This is a genomic window from Arthrobacter alkaliphilus, from assembly GCF_021483235.1.
GTDB lineage: Bacteria > Actinomycetota > Actinomycetes > Actinomycetales > Micrococcaceae > Arthrobacter > Arthrobacter alkaliphilus.
In genome coordinates, this window is sequence record NZ_JAKEEC010000001.1 from 182,743 (window position 1) to 199,110 (window position 16,368).

16 protein-coding genes are annotated in these 16,368 nt (G+C 66.4%); 1 reads left to right on the top strand and 15 read right to left on the bottom strand.

Annotation, left to right across the window (positions count from 1 at the left end; all coding sequences use genetic code 11):
* Nucleotides 1-15: 15 nt before the first annotated feature.
* The 10 genes from L0B83_RS00920 to tdh all read right to left on the bottom strand — a co-directional run bounded on the left by L0B83_RS00920 (nt 16) and on the right by tdh (nt 10,519).
* Nucleotides 16-855 (bottom strand): class II fructose-bisphosphate aldolase, encoded by an 840-nt coding sequence (locus L0B83_RS00920; RefSeq protein WP_234756135.1) that lies wholly within the window; start codon nt 853-855, stop codon nt 16-18.
* A complete protein-coding gene (locus tag L0B83_RS00925) occupies nt 852-1,811 on the bottom strand; it encodes a 1-phosphofructokinase family hexose kinase (RefSeq protein WP_234756138.1) in 960 nt (319 codons plus the stop codon). Before L0B83_RS00925 ends, L0B83_RS00920 begins: the two co-directional genes overlap by 4 nt.
* A 7-nt stretch (nt 1,812-1,818) precedes the next feature.
* Nucleotides 1,819-2,769, bottom strand: coding sequence for an ROK family protein (locus L0B83_RS00930; protein ID WP_234756140.1), 951 nt, complete (start codon nt 2,767-2,769; stop codon nt 1,819-1,821).
* Nucleotides 2,770-2,777: 8 nt separating this feature from the next.
* The gene (locus L0B83_RS00935; RefSeq protein WP_234756142.1) at nt 2,778-3,710 is read right to left on the bottom strand and encodes an SIS domain-containing protein; all 933 of its coding nucleotides are present in this window, start codon (nt 3,708-3,710) and stop codon (nt 2,778-2,780) included.
* A 195-nt stretch (nt 3,711-3,905) separates the two neighbouring features.
* Nucleotides 3,906-5,129: an imidazolonepropionase gene (gene hutI / locus L0B83_RS00940; protein ID WP_234756143.1), complete on the bottom strand. Its 1,224-nt coding sequence runs from the start codon at nt 5,127-5,129 to the stop codon at nt 3,906-3,908.
* Between the two features lie 11 nt (nt 5,130-5,140).
* Nucleotides 5,141-6,253, bottom strand: coding sequence for an NAD(P)/FAD-dependent oxidoreductase (locus L0B83_RS00945; RefSeq protein ID WP_234756144.1), 1,113 nt, complete (start codon nt 6,251-6,253; stop codon nt 5,141-5,143).
* Between the two features lie 40 nt (nt 6,254-6,293).
* Nucleotides 6,294-6,764 carry a pyridoxamine 5'-phosphate oxidase family protein gene (locus L0B83_RS00950; RefSeq protein WP_234756145.1) on the bottom strand — a complete coding sequence of 157 codons (471 nt, stop codon included), beginning with the start codon at nt 6,762-6,764 and terminating at the stop codon, nt 6,294-6,296.
* 54 nt (nt 6,765-6,818) lie between these two features.
* A complete protein-coding gene (locus tag L0B83_RS00955) occupies nt 6,819-8,213 on the bottom strand; it encodes a 6-phospho-beta-glucosidase (protein ID WP_234756146.1) in 1,395 nt (464 codons plus the stop codon).
* A 6-nt stretch (nt 8,214-8,219) separates the two neighbouring features.
* The gene (locus L0B83_RS00960) at nt 8,220-9,428 is read right to left on the bottom strand and encodes a glycine C-acetyltransferase (protein ID WP_234756147.1); all 1,209 of its coding nucleotides are present in this window, start codon (nt 9,426-9,428) and stop codon (nt 8,220-8,222) included.
* Nucleotides 9,429-9,472: 44 nt separating this feature from the next.
* Entirely contained in the window at nt 9,473-10,519 is a 1,047-nt protein-coding gene (gene tdh, locus L0B83_RS00965) for an L-threonine 3-dehydrogenase (RefSeq protein ID WP_234756148.1), read from the bottom strand.
* Nucleotides 10,520-10,634: 115 nt separating this feature from the next.
* Here tdh and L0B83_RS00970 point away from each other — a divergent pair, with 115 nt between their 5' ends.
* Nucleotides 10,635-11,567: a LysR family transcriptional regulator gene (locus L0B83_RS00970; protein ID WP_234756149.1), complete on the top strand. Its 933-nt coding sequence runs from the start codon at nt 10,635-10,637 to the stop codon at nt 11,565-11,567.
* A gap of 23 nt (nt 11,568-11,590) precedes the next feature.
* On the opposite strand, the gene L0B83_RS00975 is transcribed toward L0B83_RS00970, so the two are convergent.
* The 5 genes from L0B83_RS00975 to L0B83_RS00995 all read right to left on the bottom strand — a co-directional run bounded on the left by L0B83_RS00975 (nt 11,591) and on the right by L0B83_RS00995 (nt 16,326).
* Complete coding sequence (locus L0B83_RS00975) at nt 11,591-12,196, bottom strand: hypothetical protein (protein WP_234756150.1); 606 nt, start codon at nt 12,194-12,196, stop codon at nt 11,591-11,593.
* Nucleotides 12,197-12,438: 242 nt separating this feature from the next.
* On the bottom strand, nt 12,439-13,947 hold the full coding sequence (gene gatB / locus L0B83_RS00980; protein WP_234756151.1) for an Asp-tRNA(Asn)/Glu-tRNA(Gln) amidotransferase subunit GatB: 1,509 nt from the start codon (nt 13,945-13,947) through the stop codon (nt 12,439-12,441).
* On the bottom strand, nt 13,947-15,503 hold the full coding sequence (gatA, locus tag L0B83_RS00985; protein WP_234756153.1) for an Asp-tRNA(Asn)/Glu-tRNA(Gln) amidotransferase subunit GatA: 1,557 nt from the start codon (nt 15,501-15,503) through the stop codon (nt 13,947-13,949). Before gatA ends, gatB begins: the two co-directional genes overlap by 1 nt.
* 4 nt (nt 15,504-15,507) lie before the next feature.
* Nucleotides 15,508-15,804, bottom strand: a complete 297-nt coding sequence (gene gatC, locus L0B83_RS00990) for an Asp-tRNA(Asn)/Glu-tRNA(Gln) amidotransferase subunit GatC (protein WP_234756155.1) — start codon at nt 15,802-15,804, stop codon at nt 15,508-15,510.
* 129 nt (nt 15,805-15,933) lie between these two features.
* Complete coding sequence (locus tag L0B83_RS00995) at nt 15,934-16,326, bottom strand: RidA family protein (RefSeq protein ID WP_234756157.1); 393 nt, start codon at nt 16,324-16,326, stop codon at nt 15,934-15,936.
* Nucleotides 16,327-16,368: the final 42 nt, after the last annotated feature.

Here is a 16,368-nt window from a genome sequence, read left to right on the forward strand (position 1 = left end):
TTCCGGAAATTGGGACTAGTTCACTTTCGCGAAAAGCGTCAGCAGACGTGCGGATTCCACCACCAGGGCATCCCGCCCGGCCTTGATGTACTTGCGGGAGTCCACCACGGAAGGGTTGGCATCCAGGTACTCGCGGACGGCGCGGGTGAAGAACCCGTTCAAGTGTGTGGATACGTTGATCTTAGTCATGCCGGCCCGAATTGCCGCTACCAGCATTTCATCGGGCACTCCGGAGGACCCGTGGAGGACAAGCGGCAGCCGGACCGCCTCCTTGAGCCGGGTGATGAGGTCCAGGTCCAGGGCGGCGCTGCGTTCGGTCATGGCGTGCGAGGAACCAACCGCGACGGCGAGGGCGTCGACGCCGGCCGCTTCCACGAAGGACCGGGCTTCGGCCGGATCAGTCCGGACGCCCGGAGCATGGGCGCCGTCCTTGCCTCCCACTTTCCCGAGCTCGGCCTCAACGTAGACCCCGCGCTCCTTGGCGTAGGCGGCAACCCGTCGCGTGACTTCGACATTCGTGTCATACGGCAAGTGCGCGCCGTCGTACATGACGGACCCGAACCCGAGATGGACAGCCTGCAGGGCAAGCTCTTCGGATTCGGCGTGGTCCAGGTGAAGGGCCACGGGCACCGCGGAGTCCCGGGCGATGGACATCGCTCCCCGGGCGATCGGCGCGAGCCCGCCGTGGTAGCGGACGCAGTTCTCCGAGATCTGCAGGATCAACGGAACACCGGCCGTCTCGGCCCCGGCAACCAGGCCTTCAGCGGTTTCGAGGTGGACCACATTGAAGGCGCCCTGTCCGGTTCCGTTGGCCGCAGCGGCATCCACGAGTTCCCGCGTACTGACGAGCGTCACGGGGTCTCCTTCCAGCTGAGAATGAGTTGGTCTTCAAAGTCCGCGTAAAGCGGCGAGATCTCACCGGCGGCAGGCATAAGCACCGCGGCGGCGGACCAGGCGGTTGCGCGGCGGAGGATCGTCGGGATGTCGGTGATTCCGGCGGCGAGCGCGACGGCGGCCGCCGCCACACCGGCGTCGCCCGCCCCGGTGGGGTTGCCGCTGAGCGGTTCGGGGAGCCGGGCAGTCCAGTAACCTCCGGGAGCGGCGTGGTCGAAGGCGAGCATGCCGTCAGCGCCGGCACTGACCAGAACGGTCCTCGCGCCAAGGGCGATCAGCGAAAGGGCAGCTGCCGCCAGGCTGCTCTCCCCCGTGGCTTCGAGGAGTTCGTGGTTGTTGGGCTTGAGGAGATCCGCCCCGGCCCGTGCAGCGGCGACGATCCCCGGACCGGAGGTATCGACGACGGCGGGAATCCCGGCGTCGTGCGCCAGACGCACCAGCGCCGGGTAAAAGTCGGCCGGCGCACCCGGCGGCAGGCTCCCTGATCCGACAAGCACCCCCGGGCGTTGCCCGTTCGGGTGGCCAATCTCCAGGGCGTCGACGACGGCGGCGGCCAGCTCCTGCCACTCCGACGGTTGCAGGGCACTTCCCTCTTCATTGAAGATGGACGTTTCCCCGCCCACCGTATCGATGAGGGCGATGCTGCGCCGTGTGGCCGAGGCGACAGGGATCAGGCGGTGGGGCACGCCGGTGCTGAGCAGTTCGGCGGCGAACTCGGCGCCCGCCGTGCCGCCCGAGGGCGCGAGCGCCAGCACCGGATGGCCCAGTTGGTGGGCGACGCGCGCAACGTTGAGGCCTTTTCCGCCGGCGCGGCTGAGGGGCGCGGCAACGCGATGGCTTGATCCAGGGGTGATCCCCGCGACGTGGTAGCTCAGGTCGATGGCCGGATTTGGCGTGACAGTGATGACCCGTTTCATGGCCCGTTCACCGCTGTGTCCCCGTGCCGGAGGCGGCCTTCGCGGCCGGAAGCAGGGCCCGGGCCCTCATGGCGGCGCCGAGCAGACCCGCATCCTGGCCCAGTTGCGCCCGCATGATGTTGGGGCGGCGTTGGAAATCGAGCAACTCGTCAAGCCGCGATCGCAGCGGCTGCAGGAGCCGTTCTCCCGCTTCGGCGAGCCCGCCGCCCATGACCACTGCTTCGGTGCCAATGATGCTGACGCACTGGCTGAGGCTGAACGCAAGGGCGTCCACTGCGTCGGCCCAGATCCGGGCCGCAAGCGCGTCGCCAGCTGTGGCCCGTTCGAGGACTTCGCGGGCACCGGTGCGCGGTGTTCCGGCTTTGTCGCTGTAACGCCGGGCGATCGCTCCGGCGGAGCCGACGGCCTCGAGGATCGCGTGGCCCGAACCGTCGGGGTCGGGGACGAGGGCGTGGCCGAGTTCCCCGGCGAAGCCGCCTGCGCGCACCGGGTACCCATCGGAGATGACGGCGGCGGCGATCCCGGTGCCGACCACCATGACCACAACGTTTCGGAAATCGCGGGCGGCTCCGAAACGGAATTCGGCTTCGGCCGCCGTGCTGACATCGTGCCCGAAGGAAACCGGCAGTCCGAGGCGCAGCGCGGCCTTTTCGCCAAAGGGAAAGTTCCGCCAACCCAGGTTCGCTGAATAGATCCCCATTCCGGTGTCGGAGTCCACGATTCCCGGAACCACAATGCACGCCGCTTTCGCCGGGTGGCCGGGGAATTCCGCGGCAAATTCCGCGGCCAACGCCCCAACGGCGTCCAGGACAGCCTCGCCCGGCCGGAGTGGGTCCCGGGGCGTTGCGATGCGGCGCAGGCCCAAAACGTTCCCGGCGGTGTCGACGAGGCCCGCCTTCAGGTCCGTACCGCCGACGTCGAAGGCCAGGACTGCGGACTCAGCGGCTCCGAGAACCATGGGGTTGCCTAGGCCGTGGCGTTCAGGACAACAGAGCGCGTGAGGTTACGTGGCAGATCGGGGTTGAGGCTACGCTGGCGCGCCCTCTCCAGTGTGACCTTGTGGACCCGGGCCAGCTCGGCGAGCGGGTGCTTGCCAGTATTGACGTAGAGGGCGCCGGTGCGCGCCATGTCAGCATCGAGGCCCGCGGGCTGTGGACCGAAGATCCACGTCACGCGTCCCGGTGCGGCGATGGAAATGGGACCGTGCCGGTATTCCATTGCCGGATAGGATTCGGTCCAGCCCTGCACAGCTTCGCGCATCTTGAGGCCGGCCTCGTGGGCCAGGCCAACAGTCCAGCCGGTCCCGAGGAAGGTGAACTGTTCGGCGTCAAGCAACTCCTGGGAAACAGGCTCGGCCACCGCCGAACGGGCGTCCTCGATTGCCGTGCCGATGTCGATGCCCAGGCTCGTCAGGAGGTAGACGAGCGCCGTCGTGGCAAAGCGGGTCTGGACCACCGATTTCTCGTCGGCGTAGGGAAGGCCGATCACGGCGTCGGCAAGGGCGGTGATGGGTGAATTCACGTCGCCGATCACCGCAACCGTGCGGACTTTTCCACGCAAGGCTTCGAGGAGCTCAAGAACCTCCGTGGTGGTGCCCGAGCGGGTGATGGCGATGACGGCGTCGTACTGGCGGCCGGCGCTGTTGTGGTTGAGGAATGCTTCGGACGCCGCGAAGGCGTCGGTGACGCCCTTTCCCGCGGCCTCGCGGGCAGCGGCATAGCTCTGCGCCATGAACCATGAGGTACCGCAGCCGACGACGGCGATCCGGTCACCGTCGTCGGGAAGGAAGTGCCCTGCCTTGGCTTGCTCAAGTTCACACTGTTCGACGGCCCGCTGCCAGGTCTCGGGCTGCGAAACGAGTTCTTCCTCCATGAAGGCCCCGAGGGTGTTGTTACTCATCGCACTTACCATTCCTGTCCGCGCGTGGTCCGCGCGCTTTGCAACACTCAGCTATTTGACGTTTTATGATCCATATAAACACTAAACGATCATTTTCAATCGCACAAGGAATCCGTGGCCGCGCTCAGAAGGCACAGAAAAGGCAGGGCTCCTCCGTTGGGAGAAACCCTGCCTGGGCGGTGATTTCGAGGGGTGTCAGACCTCGCGGACGCCGGTCCGCCACACTGCGAAGGTCTGCGGGATGCCCGGCCGGTACGCCAGGTGCGTGGCCGACGGCGCCTTGAGCATATGAAGGTCCGCGCGGTGTCCGACGGCGATCGAACCCACCGCCCGTTCGCCGTCGACGTCGTGGCCTGACTCCCGTCCCAAGGCGAGCGCGCCGCCGTACGTGGCTGCCCGGACGGCCTCGTGGACGCTCAAGCGCATCTGCAAGACCGCCGTCGTGACGCAGAAGGCGATGGAACTCGTGAAGGAGGTGCCGGGGTTGCAGTTGGCGGCCAAGGCGATCTGCACTCCCGCGTCGACCAAGGCGCGGCCGGGCGCGAGCGGCTGGCGGGTGGAAAGGTCGCAGGCGGGCAGGCACGTCGCCACCGTGCCGCGCGTACCGGTTCCGGTGGCGGCATCCCAGCCGCTCCACGTGCCGGCGAGTGCCTCGATATCGGCTTCGGAAAGGTAATTCACGTGGTCCACGCTGGCCGCACCGAATTCCACCGCCAGCCGGACCCCAGGGCCCTCACCCAGCTGGTTGCCGTGCACGCGCAGGCCCAGGCCTGCGTCGCGGCACGCCGTGAGGACGCGTCGCGACTGCTCTTCGGTGAAAGCGCCGCGCTCGCAGAACACATCCGCCCACTTGACGTACGGGCGGACGGCGTCGAGCATCGGTCCGCAGACGAGGTCCGTGTATTCCTCGGGGTCGGTTCCGGCCGGGACGAGGTGCGCGCCCAGGTAGGTGACTTCGTCCACTGTGTCCGCGGCGATGCGGGCACTGCGGGCCTCGTTCTCGAGGTCCAGTCCGTAGCCTGTCTTGCTTTCAAGGTACGTGGTGCCTTGGGAGACCGCTTCGGCGACGCGCGCCGCGGCGAGGCGGGTCAATTCCTCGTCGCTCGCGGCACGGGTGGCGCCCGTGGTGACCGCGATCCCGCCGGCGCTGTAGCTCTGGCCTGCCATCCGCGCCTCGAATTCGGCGGTGCGGTCCCCTGCGAAGATCAAGTGCGAATGCGAGTCCACCCAGCCCGGGAGCACCGCGCGGCCTTCCGCGTCCACGTGCTCATCAGCCGCGGGAGCCTCCGACGCCGGGCCAATCCAGGAAATCCGCTCACCTTCGATCACCACGGCAGCGTCCTTGAGGACACGGTGCTCCGCGTCCTGGGTCATCAGTTCGCCGATGTTGCTGATCAGTGTGCTCGTCTGCCCGCTCATGAACCTATTGTTCAACGGCGGATGGACCAACGGGCCGCCGCAAGCTCCCGCGGTGTCCGGGATTCCGGACTCCGGCCGGATGCGGAGCCAACGGCCCCCGACCCCAGGATCTCCGCGGCGGCGAGCTCGGCGACGGCCGAAGAGGTCTGGAATCCATAGCCGCCCTGGCCGGCAAGCCAGAAGAATCCGGGAGCCTCGGCGTCGAAACCCACCACCGGAACGCCGTCGGCAGCCTCCGTGCGCAGGCCGGTCCACGCTTTGGCAACGGAGCGGATGCCCAGCGATGTGATGGAGTTCAGCCGGGCCACCAGCTCTTCCACGTCGCCGGGCCGCGGCCGTGCGTCTTCGGGTCCGCTCGGCACCGTCTCCGACGGCGAGATGAGCACTTGTTCCCCCTCGCGCCGGAAGTAGTAGGAGTCATCGGCCGCCGCCACCATCGGGGTGCCCGGCGCGAGCGGGCGTTCGACGTCGACGATTGCCGCCGTGCGCCGGAACGGCTGCAGGCCGAGCTTTTCCACGCCGCTGAGCACCGCGAGTTCGTCCGCCCAGGCACCTGCCGCGTTGACGACGACGGCGGACTGGAAGGCTTCCAGCCCGGCCCCCAGTTGCCAGCCGGATCTGAGTCGTTGGGCCGAATGGACCCGGGCGCCGGTGATGATGTCCACTCCCCCGGCCTCGGCCCGTCGTCGGTGGTCTTCCAACAGCACGGGCGCATTGCAGGCGAACGAGCCGGTGTCCAGGCCGGCGGCCGTGAAGGATCCGGGATTCAGCACCGGGCACAGCTCAAGGGCTTCGGCGTGCGTGATGGGGTGCATGTGACCGCTCGCCTCTGCCTTGACGGTGGCTTCGTCGCCCACCAACATGAACGAGCGCGGTTCCAGCACCGGCACCGGCAACTCGGCGTCGCGGGCTGCCATCAGCTCCAGCGTGCGGACGGTGAGCTCCTGCACCACGGCGGGTCCGTAGCTTGGGATCAGCTGCCGGGCCGAGCGGGAGGACGTGTGGTATGCCAGTGTCTGTTCGGCTTCCACCAAGGCAACCGAACACCGGCCTGCCAGCGCCGAAGCCAGCGACAACCCGGCGATGCCTCCACCGACAATTACCACATCATAATTTGCAGCCATCCCATCATCCTGTCAGCGCGGAAGCCCAGATGCGAGGACGCTACTCCTCCGCCGCCGGCCTGATGCCGCTGTACGGAGTCCACCACGTAAGCGGCTCCGTGACGGTGAACCGCCGTCCGGAGATCGAATCCGCCGAAACCCGCACGAAATGGTCCTTCTTGCCGGATTCCCAAGGAAAGAGGGGCAGCGAGAACGAGCTGATGACGTCGTCGAGCTGGTCGACGGGCGCCGCCTTGCCATGGAGCACAACACTCCACGCGATGCCGGTGGTGGCGTCGATGCCGTCCACCTCCAAGGCCACCGGAAATTCGCCCAGGGCCGCGGTGAGCTTCGTGCCCGCTCCGGTCCTGAAGACCACTGTCCCTTGGTCCACGGTGTAATTGATGGGAAAAATGTCGGGGTGGTCTCCCCGCCACACGGCAAGCCTGCCGACGGACACGCCCCTCAGGAGATTCCAGCATTGCTGCGAATCCAACACTTCGGTTTCGGAATGCGCTGCATCTTTGTCCATGCTGCAGATACTAGGCCTCCGATCACCCCCGGGACAGGGGTTAGCCGAAGGGGTTCAGCGCAGGTACCGGAGCTCCTTGAAATGGTCGATGTAATGGTCCAGGACCGCTTCTGCCACCCTGACCGAGTCCACGAGCGGGTTCATCGCCAGCGCCCGGTAGGCAGAGCTCCGGGACCCCGTGAGCGCAGCGTCGATCGTGGCCCGCTCCACCGCCTTGGCGTTGACTACGAGCCCCCGCGCGTAGTCCGGAAGGGCCTTGGCCGGAAGCAAGCGGACCCCGCCGGAATCCACGAGGCACGGCGCCTCGATGACGGCGTCGGCGTCGAGTTCCGCCAAAGTGCCTCGGTTCGGGATGTTCAGGATGAGCCGGGCCGTTTCACCCTGGCTGATGGCGCGCATGATCGCCAGGGCCACGGCCTCGTAACCGCCGGACAATAGGTCCTCGGCGTCGCGTTCGAAGGTCCCGGCGGCGTCCCTGTTGCTCTGCATGTACGTTTCTTCGCGGTCGAGCTTGGTCTCCTCCCAGAGCCGCAAAGCCGATTTCGACGCCGGGACCCCCGGGGCTGGCTCCGCACCGCCGTCGTGCGCTTCCGCCAACCCCCGGTAAAAGGACGACTGTTGCCGGGCCAAGTAGGCGCCCCGGGTGGTTTGGGCGCGCCGGTCGGCCTCGAGGGCTTCGCGCCTGAAGTAGTAGTAATGCAGGTACTCGTTGGGCACCGCGCCCAGGGCCTTGATCCACGACGCGCCGAACAGCCTGCCCTCCTCGAAGGACCCGAGGGCGCGGTCATCGGCCAGGAGCCGCGGCAGGACATCCTCCCCCTCGACCACCAACCCGCGCAGCCAGCCCAGGTGGTTCAAACCGATGTAGTCGATCTCCACTGAGGGGCTGCGGACATCGATTCCCTGCACGCCAGCCGCACGCAAGCAACGCCGGGCGAGTCCAACCGGCGAGTCGCAGATCCCCACCACCTTGCTGCCAAGGACGCCCGTCATGACCTCGGTGATGACCCCGGCCGGGTTGGTGAAATTGATGAACCAGGCGTCCGGAGCATGTTTCTTCACCGCCTCGGCGATGTCCAGGACAACGGGAATGGTCCGGAGGGCATACGAGATCCCGCCTGCCCCCACGGTCTCTTGCCCGATAAGTCCATGCTCCTGGGCAATCCGTTCATCCGCGGCACGCCCCTCAAGGCCGCCCACTCGGATCGCGGAGAAGATGAAGTCGGTGCCGGGCAAGGCTTCCGCCAGTTCCGTGAACAGCCTCAGCGCTGGTGCGTCGGGCACCCCGTCGGCCATGTCGGCGAGGACTTTGGCCACCACTCCCAGGCGTGCGGGGTCGGCATCGAACAGCCTTAGTTCGGTGACCCGGCCGGGCCCGTGGTCGGACAGCAAAGCCGAATAGACCAGGGGTACCCGGAATCCCCCGCCGCCCAGGATGGTGAGGATCATGGGATATCAGGCCCCCGCGGCCGCGCGGCTCTTCACGAAGGCCTGGACGCACGCCTCGACGTCCTCGGTACTGTGTGCGGCCGAGAGCTGCACGCGGATCCGGGCGGCTCCCTTGGGTACCACGGGGTAGCTGAACGCCGTGACGAACACTCCGTGGTGGAGCATCTCGTCGGCAACCTTCGCGGCCACCACGGCGTCGCCGAACATCACGGGGATGATCGCGTGTTCGCCGTCGAGCAGCTCAAAGCCTTCCTCGCTCATGCGGCGTCGGAACAAGGCGGCGTTCTCGAACAGCTTGGCGCGGAGTTCGCCCGAACCCTGGACCAGCTCGAGGGCTTTGATGGTTGCCGCCACGATGGCCGGCGCGAGCGAATTGGAGAACAGGTAGGGGCGGGCTTTCTGCCGCAGCATGGCGACGATTTCGCCGCGGCCGGAGACATAGCCGCCGGAGGCTCCGCCAAGGGCTTTGCCGAACGTGCCGGTGTAGATGTCGATCCTGTCCGAAACGCCCGCATGTTCCGGGGTTCCTGCGCCGGTGGCTCCCATGAAGCCGACCGCGTGGGAATCGTCCACCATGACCAAGGCGTCGTGCTTCTCGGCGAGATCGCAAATTGCCTCGAGCGGAGCCAGGTAGCCGTCCATGGAGAAGACGCCGTCCGTCACGATGATCTTGCGCCGGGCCGGAGCCCCGCCGCTTGAGGCTTCGATCAGTTTGGCTTCGAGGTCGGCCATGTCCTGGTTGGCGTAGCGGAAGCGCTTGGCCTTGCTGAGCCGGATGCCGTCGATGATGGAGGCGTGGTTCAGGGCATCGGAGATGATGGCGTCGTCTGCTCCGAACAGGGACTCGAAGACGCCTCCGTTGGCGTCGAAGCAACTGGAGAAGAGGATGGTGTCCTCGGTCCCGAGGAACTGCGAGACGCGGGCTTCAAGCTCAAGGTGCAGGTCCTGGGTACCGCAGATGAAGCGGACGGATGCCATGCCGAAACCGCGCTCGTCCATGGCGGACTTGGCGGCGGCGATGATGTCCGGGTGGTCTGCCAGGCCCAGGTAGTTGTTGGCGCAGAAGTTCAGGACGGTGTTCGCCGGCTGGCCGAGCTGGCCTGCGGCGATGTGGCTGGCCTGCGGCGAGTCGATGTGCCGTTCGGTCTTGAAAAGGCCCGCGGCGCGGATCTCGTCAAGCTCGCCCTGCAGCTGGTCTTTGATGCTTGAGTACATGGTGGCTCCTGGTACTGGGGTCTTGGGGAGGACTCTACGGTGTCTTAGATTTCAGTCCAGTCGAGGACAACCTTGCCGCCGGTGCCGGCGCGGGCGATTTCGAAGCCCTTTTCCCAGTCGTTGGCGGACAGCCGGTCCGTGACGACGGCGGAAATGTGGCTGTGCAGCACCGGGTTGGAGGACAGCATGGCACTCATGGCGTACCAGGTCTCGTACATCTCACGGCCGTAGATGCCCTTGAGGGTGAGCATGTGGGTGACCACTTTGCCCCAGTCGATGTCGATGGACTGGCTGGGCAAGCCAAGCATGGCGATGCGTCCGCCGTGGTTCATGTTGTTGATCATCTCAGGCAGGGCCGTGGGATGCCCGGACATTTCCAGGCCGATGTCGAATCCTTCGCGCATGCCGAGCTCGAGCTGGGCATCCTTGACGCGCATCTTGGACACGTCGACGGCGAGGTCCACGCCCATCTGCCGGGCGAGCTCGAGGCGGGGAGCGGAGACGTCCGTGATGGCGATCTTGCGGGCACCTGCATGCCGTGCGACGGCGATTGCCATGAGTCCGATGGGTCCAGCACCTGTGATGAGCACGTCCTCGCCTACCAGCGGGAAGCTCAGGGCCGTGTGGACGGCGTTGCCGAACGGGTCAAAGATGGCGCCAAGCTCCGGGGTGACGGAGGGATCGTGGTGGACCCAGACGTTGGTCTCAGGGATGACCACGTATTCGGCGAAGGCGCCGTCGCGCTGAACGCCGACAGATACCGTGTGGATGCACATCTGGCGGCGGCCCGCGCGGCAGTTGCGGCAGATCCCGCAGACCACGTGCCCTTCGCCGGAAACGCGGTCGCCGACCTTGACGTCCCGGACGTCCTCGCCCACCGCGACCACTTCACCGTAGAACTCGTGACCGGCGATCAACGGGGTCTCGATGATGCTCTGCGCCCAGGCGTCCCAGGACTGGATGTGCAGGTCGGTCCCGCAGATGCCGGTGGTCATGACGCGGATCTTGACGTCGCTGGGACCGGCCTCCGGTTCGGGCCGTTCGACGAGTTCAAAGCCAGCGTGCGGACCGGACTTGTAGAGAGCCTTCATGGGTCTTCCTCACTCAAGGGATGGGGCCGTTTGTGTGCCGTTTCACTTCATTGAAGCCTCACGGATGGTTTAGCACAACTAGGTTTTTCTCAATCAACGATTTAGCATTTGCTAAATGGAAGTACACCAGCTCCAAATGCTCAGGGAACTTGGAGATCTAGGCAGTGTCAAGGCCGTGGCGGAGACGCTCATGGTCACTCCCTCGGCCGTTTCCCAGCAGCTCGCCCTCCTGCAGAAATCGGTGGACGTGCCCCTGACCCGCAAGGAAGGCCGAGCCCTGGTGCTCACCGACGCCGGCCGGGTCCTCGCCGGCGCAGGAGCGGCCGTTGTGAGCGCCATGGCCGACGCCCGGGCCGCCATCGGCGCCTACCACGATTCGCCGGGCTCTACCGTGACCGTAAGTGCCTTCCACAGCGCGGGCCAGGCCTTGTTCGCTCCGCTCGCTGCATTGCTGACCACCGCACGGAACGCGGGTCCGGAAAACAGTGTTCCCCGCGTGAAGCTCGCCGACGAAGACGTTGCCCAGGAAGACTTTCCGGGACTCGCCGCGCGGTACGACCTCGTTCTCGCGCACCGGATGGAGCACAGCCCGCCGTGGCCCGAGGACAAAGTCGCAGTGATCGGACTCGCCGACGAACCGCTCGACGTCGCCTTGCCTGCCGGACACCCGCTCGCGGCGCGCCGCGAACTCACGCCGGCCGACGTCGTCGGGCAGCCTTGGGTGACCAGCCGGGCCGGGTACTCCCCCGCGGACGTGCTGGCCGCCGTCGTCGCCGTCAGCGGGCGCCCGGCTGATGTCCTGCACCGCATCAACGACTACTCCACGGTTGCGTCCCTTGTTGCCGCAGGGGGTGCGATCGGTCTGCTCCCGCGGTTCACCGCGCGCCGCGTACTCGATGCCGGAGTGGTGCTGCGTCCGCTGGCGGGAGTGAATTCCGTGCGCAAAATCGACATCCTGGCGAGGCCGGAGACGCTGAAACGGAAGTCAGTGATGACGGTCTGCCAAGCGCTGCAGACCGTCATGACCGAACTCGCCGGGGGTGCCTGACCTCGTTCAGGGGTCAAACATCGTCAGGCAGAGGCGCTCCCGTACCCCAGCCGCTTTCCGCCATCATGGGGCGCAGCGGGCAACGTACCGCCGATAATGTGGTTCGCGGTGACCGTGGTGCCGCTCTTCGTGCCCGAGATTGCAACGGTGTCTCCCGTCTTCAGCTCCGTGGCCTTGATGGTTCGCGGCGCGGGCCGCTGGCCTTGTTTGCCCGTTCCGGAAGCGGGGAGCATGAAGATGGTGGTTGAGGAGTTGATGGCGTAAGCCTGGGTAAAGCCGTCGTCGCTCTTGACGGTGATGCTTGAATCGCTGACGGTCTGGACGGTGCCGCGCTGGGAAACGATCGTCGAGTACGTGCCGTCCTTGTTCTTGACCGTGAACTCACCGTGGATCCCCGGACCCGCAAAACCGCGGGGAAGCACCGGGAAGGGCCGGGCTTTACCGGGCGACGGGCTGGCGGGCGACGTGGGTCCGGGTGATGGGGTGGCGGTGCCCGTGGGCGAGGCCACCGCGTAGACGGGGATCATCTGGCCGGCGGCCCAGGCTGCGGCCACACCCCCGCCGCTCAAGACGACGGCGATACCGCCTGCGGTGAGGGCCTTGCGAAGGCCAGACGTCATGGTGGACATGGCCGAATCCTCTCTCCGCTCCTCCCGATCCGGCAAGGGGCGGGCAGCAAAGAACTGATGACACCATGATGCGCCGCGAAGCTGTGTGGGGGCTGTGGATCCGGACACAACAAAGGCCGCAGTTGGTGTCATTCTGACGAGTCAGAATGACACCAACTGCGTGGGCCCACGCCGCCAGGGTTCCCTGGCCGAGCGAAGCTAGGTTAGGGAGGCGGTGGGGACTTTGGGTGAAGCGGAGGCTGTCAGCCTTCGACGCCGAGCCGCTCCAGGATCAGCTCCTTCACCCGGCCGGCATCGGCCTGGCCGCGCGTGGCCTTCATGACTCCGCCGACGATCGCACCAATGGCCTGCAGCTTGCCGCCGCGGATCTTCTCCGCTACGTCCGGCTGGGCCGCCAGTGCGGCGTCGATCGCTTCCAGGAGGGGACCGTCGTCGGACACGACGGCGAGGCCGCGCTTCTCGACGATCTCGGCCGGGGCGCCTTCGCCGGCAAGGACGCCGTCGAGCACCTGGGAAGCCATCTTGTTGTTGATCTTGCCGCCCTCGACGAGCGTGTTGAGCTCCACGATGGTCTGCGGCGTGACGCCGAGCTCGGAGGGGTCGACGTCGGCCGTCTTGGCGCGTCCGACGATCTCGCCCATCCACCATTTGCGGGCCACGGAAGCGCTGGCGCCTGCGGCGATCGTCTCCTCGATGGAGTCCATGACGCCGGCGTTCACGACGTCGCGGAACTCGAGGTCCGAGTAGCCCCAGTCGGCCTGGAGGCGCTTGCGGCGGGCCGCGGGCGGCTCGGGCAGCGTGGCGCGGAGTTCTTCCACCCATTCACGGGACGCGAGGACAGGAACGAGGTCCGGCTCCGGGAAGTAGCGGTAGTCGTCGGCGTCGGACTTTGCCCGGCCCGACGTCGTCGTGCGCGTGTCTTCGTGCCAGTGGCGCGTTTCCTGGATGACCGGTTCGCCGGACTCGAGGACGGCGGCGTGGCGCTGGATTTCGTAACGGACGGCGTGCTCGACGGCGCGCAGCGAGTTCACGTTCTTTGTCTCGGAACGTATGCCGAAACGTTCGCGGCCGTGCGGGCGCAGCGAGACGTTGGCGTCGCAACGAACGTTGCCGCGTTCCATCCTGGCGTCGGAAACGCCGAGGTTCTTGACGATCTCGCGCACTGCGGCAACGTAGGCCTTGGCGAGCTCGGGTGCCCGGCTGCCCGCGCCCTCGATCGGCTTGGTGACGATTTCCACCAGCGGAACGCCGGCACGGTTGTAGTCCACCAGCGAGTAGTCGGCGCCTTGGATGCGGCCCGTCGCGCCGCCCATGTGGGTGAGCTTGCCGGCGTCCTCCTCCATGTGCGCGCGCTCGATCTCCACGCGGAACACCGACCCGTCGGAGAGCTCGATGTCCAGGTAGCCGTCGTACGCGATGGGCTCGTCGTACTGGGACGTCTGGAAATTCTTGGGGGTGTCCGGGTAGAAGTAGTTCTTCCGAGCGAAGCGGCAGGACTCGGCGATCTTGCAGTTCAAGGCAAGGCCGATCTTGATGGAGGACTCTACCGCGGTTTTGTTCACCACCGGCAGGACGCCGGGCATGCCGAGGTCCACCTCGTTGACGTTGGTGTTCGGCTCGTCGCCGAAGACGTTCGGGGCGGAGGAGAACATCTTGGTGTTGGTGTTGAGCTCCACGTGGACCTCGAAGCCCAGGACGGGATCGTACTTCTCCATGGCCTCTTCGAAGCTGAGGATGGCGTCGGTAGACATCAGTTGGAACCTCCGGCGGTGGTGGAGCTGGAATCAAGAGCAGGTGCCTTCGCCAGCAAGGGGCCGCCCCACTTCTCTTCGAGCAAGGATTCAAGGACGGCGCCGACGCGGTACAGGCGGGCGTCCTCGCGGGCGGGTGCCAGCAGCTGGATGCCCACGGGCAGTCCGTCTTCGTCGGCGAGGCCGCCAGGCAGGGACAAACCGGGGATGCCGGCCATGTTCGCCGGGATGGTGGCGACGTCGTTGAGGTACATGGCCAGCGGATCGTCCAACTTCTCCCCCAGCTTGAAGGCCGTGGTGGGAGCGGTCGGCGAAATCAGGACGTCGGCCTGGGCGAATGCGGCATCGAAGTCACGCTGAATGAGCGTCCGGACCTTCTGGGCCGAGCCGTAGTAGGCGTCGTAGTAGCCGGCGCTGAGGGCGTAGGTGCCCAGGATGATGCGGCGCTTGACCTCGTCACCGAAACCGGCTGCGCGCGTTGCGCCCATGACGCGTTCGATCGTCATGGGGCCGTCCTTCGGCAGGACACGCAAGCCGTAGCGAACGCCGTCGAACTTGGCCAGGTTGCTGGAAACCTCGGACGGCATGATCAGGTAGTAGGCACCCAGGGCGTACTTGAAGTTGGGGCAGGAAACCTCGACGATCTCCGCGCCAGCCTCCTTGAGCAGCTCGAGGGACTCGTTGAAACGGTTTTCGACGCCGGCCTGGTAGCCCTCGCCGTGCAGTTCCTTGACGATGCCGATCTTCATGCCCGTGACGTTGCCCGTCTTGGCTGCGGCCACGAGGGTGTCGAGGCGATCCGTCAGGGAAGTGGAGTCGAAGGGGTCGTGGCCGCCGATGACTTCCTGCAGCAAGGCGGAGTCCAGGACGGTCCGCGAAACCGGGCCGATCTGGTCCAGCGAAGACGCCATGGCAATGGCGCCGTAGCGGGAAACAGCGCCGTACGTGGGCTTCATGCCGACAGTGCCGGTGACCGCACCAGGCTGCCGGATGGATCCGCCGGTGTCCGTGCCGAGGGCCAGCGGAGCTTCGAAGGCGGCGACGGCGGCTGCGGAGCCACCGCCGGAACCTCCGGGAATGCGGTCCAGGTCCCACGGGTTGCGGGTGGGGCCGTACGCCGAGTGTTCCGTGGAGGAACCCATGGCGAATTCGTCCAGGTTGGTCTTGCCGAGGATGGGCATCTTCGCGGCGCGCAGCTTCTTGATGACCGTGGCGTCGTACGGGCTGTGCCAGCCTTCGAGGATCTTGGAACCGGCCGTGGTGGGCTGGCCGATGGTGACGATGAGGTCCTTGACCGCGATGGGCACACCGGCGAGTTCGTGGAGCGCTTCGGCCTCGGCACCGCCGGCGGCGCGGATGGCGTCCACCTCGGCGGCGACGGCGAGCGCCTCTTCGGCGTTGACGTGCAGGAACGCGTTGACTTGTCCGTCAACGTCGGCGATGCGGTCCAGGTACGCCTGGGTGACCTCGACGGAGGTGACCTCGCGGGCGGCGAGCTTGGCGGCCAGTTGTGCCGCGGACAGGCGGATGAGTTCGGAGTTGTTCAATTCAGTCATTCGCTTAGTCCTCATCCAGGATGGCCGGAACCTTGAAGCGGCCTTCGAAAGAGTCCGGAGCCCCGGACAGCGCCTGCTCCGCGGTGAAGGTGTGGCCCACGACGTCTTCACGGAACACGTTGTTCAACGGAATCGGGTGGGACGTGGCCGGGACATCGTCCCCGGCGGCTTCGCTGACGGACTTCACCGAATCCACGATGACGGCAAGCTCGCCGGCCATCCTGTCCAGCTCTTCGGGACTCATTTCAATGTGAGCCAGACGCGCAAGATGCGCGACGTCGTCACGGTTGATCGCAGCCATGGATCTCCCCTGCAAAGTTCAAATGGTTTTCCGCACTAGTCTACGTGGGTTGGACGACGAACAACGCGGGGTCACTTACGGCCCATCCGGAGGCCCCGGATGGGCCGTAAGTGACCCCGCGTCGTGGGATTAGGCGCTCTTCTGGGCCACCAGTTCGATTTCGACCAGCATTGCCGGGTCGAGGAACGGCAGGACGTGGACCAGGGAAAGGGTGGGGCGGATCTCGCCGAAGACCTCGCCGTGGGCGCGGCCGGCGTCTTCCCACTTGCTGATGTCGGTCAGGTAGAGCTTCGACTGCACGACGTCCTCGTACGAGAAACCGGCGTCTTCCAAGACGGTGCCGAGCTTTTCGAGGATGTATTTGGTCTGCGAGTAGAAGTCGTCTCCGACGATCGCGTTTTTGCCGTCGACGACACCGCTCGCCGCCGTAGCCGATATGAAGAGCGTGTTGTCCACCTGGACCGCACGGGAGTATCCAAGGGTCTGTTCCCAGACCGAACCCGTGCCGAATGTCTTGCGCATGCCGCGCCTTTCTCAGTTTCCGCACCCGGCCCGATGACCGGG

Coding starts and splice junctions, on each gene's coding strand:
- L0B83_RS00935 (WP_234756142.1), bottom strand. CDS start 3,710: ATGAGTAACAACACCCTCGGGGCCTTCATGGAGGAAGAACTCGTTTCG.
- tdh (WP_234756148.1), bottom strand. CDS start 10,519: ATGAAGGCTCTCTACAAGTCCGGTCCGCACGCTGGCTTTGAACTCGTC.
- L0B83_RS00930 (WP_234756140.1), bottom strand. CDS start 2,769: ATGGTTCTCGGAGCCGCTGAGTCCGCAGTCCTGGCCTTCGACGTCGGC.
- L0B83_RS00970 (WP_234756149.1), top strand. CDS start 10,635: ATGGAAGTACACCAGCTCCAAATGCTCAGGGAACTTGGAGATCTAGGC.
- L0B83_RS00945 (WP_234756144.1), bottom strand. CDS start 6,253: ATGGCTGCAAATTATGATGTGGTAATTGTCGGTGGAGGCATCGCCGGG.
- L0B83_RS00995 (WP_234756157.1), bottom strand. CDS start 16,326: ATGCGCAAGACATTCGGCACGGGTTCGGTCTGGGAACAGACCCTTGGA.
- L0B83_RS00960 (WP_234756147.1), bottom strand. CDS start 9,428: ATGTACTCAAGCATCAAAGACCAGCTGCAGGGCGAGCTTGACGAGATC.
- gatA (WP_234756153.1), bottom strand. CDS start 15,503: ATGACTGAATTGAACAACTCCGAACTCATCCGCCTGTCCGCGGCACAA.
- L0B83_RS00950 (WP_234756145.1), bottom strand. CDS start 6,764: ATGGACAAAGATGCAGCGCATTCCGAAACCGAAGTGTTGGATTCGCAG.
- L0B83_RS00955 (WP_234756146.1), bottom strand. CDS start 8,213: ATGATCCTCACCATCCTGGGCGGCGGGGGATTCCGGGTACCCCTGGTC.
- L0B83_RS00975 (WP_234756150.1), bottom strand. CDS start 12,196: ATGTCCACCATGACGTCTGGCCTTCGCAAGGCCCTCACCGCAGGCGGT.
- gatB (WP_234756151.1), bottom strand. CDS start 13,947: ATGTCTACCGACGCCATCCTCAGCTTCGAAGAGGCCATGGAGAAGTAC.
- gatC (WP_234756155.1), bottom strand. CDS start 15,804: ATGGCTGCGATCAACCGTGACGACGTCGCGCATCTTGCGCGTCTGGCT.
- L0B83_RS00925 (WP_234756138.1), bottom strand. CDS start 1,811: ATGAAACGGGTCATCACTGTCACGCCAAATCCGGCCATCGACCTGAGC.
- hutI (WP_234756143.1), bottom strand. CDS start 5,129: ATGAGCGGGCAGACGAGCACACTGATCAGCAACATCGGCGAACTGATG.